This is a genomic window from Microcoleus sp. CAWBG640, assembly GCF_020883015.1.
Taxonomy (GTDB): domain Bacteria; phylum Cyanobacteriota; class Cyanobacteriia; order Cyanobacteriales; family Microcoleaceae; genus Microcoleus; species Microcoleus anatoxicus.
In genome coordinates this window covers 1-6,156 of sequence record NZ_JAHRFC010000008.1, presented here as the reverse complement: position 1 = coordinate 6,156, position 6,156 = coordinate 1, and the positions used below count along the sequence as shown (strand labels likewise).

The following is a 6,156-nucleotide window of genomic DNA, read 5'->3' as shown; positions in this document are numbered from 1 at the left end:
GGGGGGACAGGATTCTTCTCCAAGTCCCCGCAACGATGCGGGGGGACAGGATTCTTCTCCAAGTCCCCGCAACGATGCGGGGGGACAGGATTCTTCTCCAAGTCCCCGCAACGATGCGGGGGGGACAAGATGCTTCTCCAAGTCCCCGCAACGATGCGGGGGGACAGGATTCTTCTCCAAGTCCCCGCAACGATGCGGGGGGACAGGATTCTTCTCCAAGTCCCCGCAACGATGCGGGGGGACAGGATTCTTCTCCAAGTCCCCGCAACGATGCGGGGGGGACAGGATTCTTCTCCAAGTCCCCGCAACGATGCGGGGGGGACAAGATGCTTCTCAAAGTCCCCCTTCTTAAGGGGGATTTAGGGGGATCGAAATATATGCTTGCGAAAAGGGGGGACAAGATGCTTCTCAAAGTCCTCCTTCTTAAGGGGGATTTAGGGGGATCGAAATATATGCTTGCGAAAAGGGGGGGCAAGATGCTTCTCAAAGTCCCCCTTCTTAAGGGGGATTTAGGGGGATCGAAATATATGCTTGCGAAAAGGGGGATTTAGGGGGATCGAAGTATATGCAACGACCCATTAAATTGGTTTGAGTTGGTGAAAGTTTGCAAACAATTTAGGTAATTTAAGGATAAAGAAAATGGCAATGGATAAGGGTATTGTTTTTCACAATCGTGTAGTGGATAAGGGCCGTCTTAAGAAGTTGATTTCTTGGTTTTTTACGCATCATGGTACGTCGCGGACGGCGGAGATGGCGGATAAGTTGAAGGATTTGGGTTTTCGGTTTGCGACTCGTGCGGGGGTTTCTATTAGTGTGGATGATTTGCAGGTGCCGCCTTCTAAGCGATCGCTGTTGGATGCTGCGGAGGAGGAGATTCGGATTACGGAGCAGCGGTATACTCGCGGGGAGATTACGGAGGTGGAGCGGTTCCAGAAGGTGATTGATACTTGGAATAGTACGTCGGAGGATTTGAAGGATGAGGTGGTGAAGAATTTTCGGGCGACGGACCCGCTGAATTCGGTTTATATGATGGCTTTTTCTGGGGCGCGGGGGAATATTTCTCAGGTGCGGCAGTTGGTGGGGATGCGGGGGCTGATGGCGGACCCCCAGGGGGAGATTATTGATTTGCCGATTAAGACTAATTTCCGGGAGGGGCTGACGGTTACGGAGTATATTATTTCTTCCTATGGGGCTCGGAAGGGGTTGGTGGATACGGCTCTGCGGACGGCGGATTCTGGGTATTTGACTAGAAGGTTGGTGGATGTGTCTCAGGATGTGATTGTGCGGGAGGTGGATTGTGGGACGCAGCGGGGGATTCGGGTGCGTCCGATGATGGATGGGGCTACGGTGTTGATTCCGCTGAGGGAGAGGCTGCTGGGGCGGGTGTTTGCGGCGGATGTGATTCATCCGATTACTGGGAAGGTTGTGGCTTTTGAGAATGAGCTGGCGGTGCGGAATCAGCCGATTACTGAGGAGTTGGCTTTGGAGATTGGTAAGTCTGGGGTGGCGGAGGTGTTTTTGCGATCGCCTTTGACTTGTGAGGCTACTCGTTCGGTTTGTCAGCACTGTTATGGCTGGAGTTTGGCGCACTCGAAGATGGTGGATATGGGGGAGGCGATCGGGATTATTGCGGCTCAGTCTATTGGGGAACCGGGGACTCAACTGACGATGCGGACTTTCCACACTGGGGGGGTGTTCACTGGGGAGGTTGCTAAGCAGGAACGGGCTCCTTTTGCTGGTGTGGTGAGGTTCAAGAATCTGCGGACTCGTGCTTTCCGTACTCGCCATGGGGAGGAAGCTCTGGTGGCGGAAAATAGTGGCAAGTTGATTTTGGAGGGAGAGGGTTTTGAGGAAGGAAAGTCTGGGGCTAAGAATCAGAGGCTGAAGATTGAACTGGCGATCGCCCAGGGTTCGACGGTGATGGTGAGGGATGGACAGCGGGCTAAGGTTGGTCAGATTTTGGCGGAGGTGCCGATCGCGGGGCGGGCTGCGAAGAAGACGACGGAGAAGGTGACGACGGATGTGGCTTCGGATTTGGCTGGGGAGGCGAAGTTTGCGGATCTGATTCCGGAAGAGAAGACGGATCGCCAGGGTAATACGACTCGGACTGCTAGTAAGGGGGGGTTGGTTTGGATTCTTTCTGGGGAGGTGTATAATTTGCCTCCGGGGGCTGAGCCGGCGGTGAAGAATGGCGATCGGATTCCAGCCCAGAGTGTGATTGCGGAGACTAAGTTGATTTCGGAACATGGTGGGGTGGTGCGGATTGCTGATTCTAGGGAGATTGAGATTATTACGGCTCAGGTGTTGTTGGATCAGGCGGTGGTTCGGGCCCAGAGCATTGGGGGTCGGGAGCATTACATTATTGAGACGGCTTCTAGTCAGCGTTTTTCTCTGAAGACTACTCCTGGCAGTAAGGTGATTAATGGGGAAGTGGTGGCGGAGTTGCTGGATGATAGCTATCGCACGGCGACTGGGGGTATTGTGAAATACGCCGGGGTGGAAGTGCACAAGCGGGGTAAGGCGAAGCTGGGCTATGAGGTGGTGAAGGGTGGCACTCTGCTGTGGATACCGGAGGAGTGCCATGAGGTGAATAAGGATATTTCTCTGCTGTTGGTGGAGGATGGGCAGTATGTGGAGGCTGGGACTGAGGTGGTGAAGGATATTTTCTGCCAAACCAGTGGGGCTGTGGAGGTGACTCAGAAGAATGATATTTTGCGGGAAATTGTGATTAAGCCTGGGGAGTTGCATGCTGTCGATCGCCCTCTGTTGGCTCTGGGTGAGGGGCAAATTGTGAATGCGGGTCAGGAGGTTGTGCCTGGTTTGGTTGCTGGGGAGTTGGCTTATGCGGAATATATCGAGACGCCGGAGGGTCCTGCGTTGTTGTTGCGGCCTGTGGTGGAATTTCCGGTGCCCGATCGCCCTCCGGTGCCTTCGCAGACGGCGCTGAATGAGTCTATTGCTTTGCGGGCGGTTCAACGGTTGCCCTATAAGGATGGGGAGCGGGTGAAGTCTGTGGATGGGTTGGAGTTGTTGCGGACTCAGTTGATTTTGGAGATTGGGACGGATGCTCCGCAGTTGGCGGCGGATATTGAGTTGTTGCCGGATGAGGTGGATGCTGTGGCTTTTGGGGCGGATGGTTCTGGTCCTGGGTGGCGGTTGGATGGGGCGGAGTCTGATGGGGCTCTGGCGATGCTGGATGAGGATGGGGAAGGGCGATCGAAGCCTTTGCGTCTCCAGTTGGTGATTTTGGAGTCTTTGGCTTTGCGCCGGGATGTTTCGGCGGACCCGACTCAGGGGAGCACTCACACGAGGTTGTTGGTGGAGGATGGTCAAGAGATTGCGCCCGGTGCTGTGGTGGCTAGGACTGAGATTTTGTGTAAGGAGGCGGGGACTGTCCGGGGGATTCGGGAAAAGATTGGGGAGCCGGTGCGCCGACTTTTGGTGATGCGGGATGCGGATGCGGTTACTGTTGATGTGGCTGGGGTGCCGCAGGTGAGTGCTGGGGAGTTGTTGGTGGCTGGGACTGAGGTGGCTCCTGGGATTTTTCTGGAGGAGTCTGGTCAGGTGATGAGGGTTACTCCTGGGGCGACTCCGGATGCTCCGGCGAAAATTTTGTTGCGGATAGCGCGTCCCTATCGGGTTTCGGCTGGTGCGGTGCTCCATGTGGATGATGGGGATTTGGTGCAGCGGGGGGATAATTTGGTGATTTTGGTGTTTGAGCGGGCGAAGACGGGGGATATTATTCAGGGTTTGCCGCGGATTGAGGAATTGCTGGAGGCTCGGAAGCCGAAGGAGGCTTGTATTTTGGCGAAGCGTCCTGGGGTGGCTCAGGTGGAGGCTGATGGGGATGTTGTGGAGTTGCGGGTGGTGGAGGATGATGGCCGGATTGAGGAGTATCCTTTGCTTCCTGGTCAGAATCCGATTGTTTCTGATGGGCAGCGGGTGGGTGCTGCGGAGGCGCTGACTGATGGGCCGGCGAATCCCCATGAGATTCTGGAGGTTTATTTCCAGGTGCTGAAGGAGCGGAAGCCGACTTTTGAGGCGGCTCTGGAGAGTTTCTTGCAGGTGCAGACTTTGTTGGTGAATGAGGTGCAGGCGGTTTATCAGTCTCAGGGGGTTGATATTTCGGATAAGCACATTGAGGTGATTGTCCGACAGATGACTAATAAGGTGCGGATGGAGGATGGGGGTGATACTACTATGCTTCCTGGGGAGCTGGTGGAGTTGCGGCAGGTGGAGCAGGTGAATGAGGCGATGTCGATTACTGGTGGTGCGCCGGCGGACTATGTTCCTGTGTTGTTGGGTATCACTAAGGCTTCGTTGAATACTGATAGCTTTATTTCTGCTGCTTCTTTTCAGGAGACGACGCGGGTGTTGACGGAGGCTGCGATCGAGGGTAAGTCTGATTGGTTGCGGGGGCTGAAGGAGAATGTGATTATTGGGCGTTTGATTCCGGCTGGTACGGGGTTCAATGCCTATGAGGATCAGCTAAGTGCGGATATTTCGCTGGATGGTGGGGTGTTTGATGATGAGGATGTTCGGGGCTTGCCGGAGGGGGGGGTTCTGGACGATCGCTCGGCTCGTCGTGCTTATGCGATCGAGTCTGGGTTTGGTGTGGGTTCTGGTTCGGGTGTTGAGGTGGATGATGAGTTTGAGGAGGAGGTTGAGGTTGGGGATGATGATTTTGTGGCGGATGGGGATGATGATGCGATGGGGGCGATCGAGGATGATGACTTTGAGCTTGGGGATGACTATGACGATGAGGACTAATGTGGTTGCCTAGTTATTTTCTCTTTTTCAAAAGCGACAGGCGTGTCGTTTTTGGGAAAGGAACAAGAAGCGCAACTGGCAGATCGCCTACAGGCATTCAAAGCCCCCCCTTACTAAGGGGGGGTTCGATCGCCTACAGGCATTCAAAGCCCCCCCTTACTAAGGGGGGGTTGGGGGGGTACTTGGGGGTTAACAGCAGGTTGGGGTATAACATCTACATTGAGAACGCGACTTCGGCAAAAGGTAAATCTGGAAAAGGATGGCATCAGGGTTTTCTCTGGTGTCTCGTCATACTTTGGGACAGGTGGAGGTTTTGGGAGTGGGGGCACTGGTGACAAAAGCACCTGGATCGGTGATTATTTAGCTGGTGTTGCGAGGCTGGCGGTAAGTTGGCTGAAATGTCATTTTTGCGTCGCGAGCCTCGCAGGCTTACTGGGCAAGGGTTTCATGGATTTTTATTGAGCGGGCACAGGTGTGAAATCCAAGAAAAAGATCTGACCCTCGCAAATGGCCTCTAGGCATCTTGCGCTGTATGGGGTTTAATGTAGAGGACTCCCCACTCGTTGGGGAAACTAATTGAATGGAAACAATGTCTCCCGTGGGTCGTCCGCTTGTGTTTATCCTCCCCACTCGTTGGGGAAACTAATTGAATGGAAACCCAAGGGGCTGAGCAATCACTTCGATTGGTGACTCAATGAACTCCCCACTCGTTGGGGAAACTAATTGAATGGAAACTCTTTGGGAGAATGGCTCAAACACTTCTACCCCCGCCTCCCCACTCGTTGGGGAAACTAATTGAATGGAAACTTTGCTGATGCCGACAATCCTCGGTCGGCGAAACAAATTTCTTGCTCCCCACTCGTTGGGGAAACTAATTGAATGGAAACTACGCCTCCCAACCTTCACGGTTATGGCCTATAACTCCCCACTCGTTGGGGAAACTAATTGAATGGAAACTGTACCCACACAGTGATTGTGCGATGGCCTGTGCTAGCTGTCTCCCCACTCGTTGGGGAAACTAATTGAATGGAAACGCAACGGTGGAGCCTCTTTGATGATTTCCGGGTTTACTCCCCACTCGTTGGGGAAACTAATTGAATGGAAACTAGACGAAGCTTAACGTAGAACACATTAATAATTCCTTGCCACCAATCTCTCCCCACTCGTTGGGGAAACTAATTGAATGGAAACGAGGCAACGCAAAACTGTTTCGGCAGCAGCTTTTTGTTTATCTCCCCACTCGTTGGGGAAACTAATTGAATCCCACATTCCGCACCCCCAACTGGCACATAGGCGGGTTGAGGGGGTAAAAGTGAATCATCCGAGACAAAAATGAGTAGAAATGCTCAACTATCTCGGTCACTCAACATCACCCAGTAGTCCATT

1 protein-coding gene and 1 CRISPR repeat array are annotated in these 6,156 nt (G+C 53.6%); the gene reads left to right on the top strand.

From position 1 onward, the window contains the following. The first annotated feature begins 639 nt into the window (after positions 1 to 639). On the top strand, positions 640 to 4,770 hold the full coding sequence (locus tag AAFP11_RS06130; RefSeq protein WP_341736221.1) for a DNA-directed RNA polymerase subunit beta'': 4,131 nt from the start codon (positions 640 to 642) through the stop codon (positions 4,768 to 4,770). Between the two features lie 552 nt (positions 4,771 to 5,322). Continuing rightward, positions 5,323 to 6,038: direct repeats of the CRISPR family, unit length 36 nt; unit sequence CTCCCCACTCGTTGGGGAAACTAATTGAATGGAAAC. Between the last annotated feature and the right edge of the window lie 118 nt (positions 6,039 to 6,156).

Excerpts from the sequence above, each read along its gene's own strand:
- AAFP11_RS06130 (WP_341736221.1), top strand. The coding sequence starts at position 640 with ATGGCAATGGATAAGGGTATTGTTTTTCACAATCGTGTAGTGGATAAG.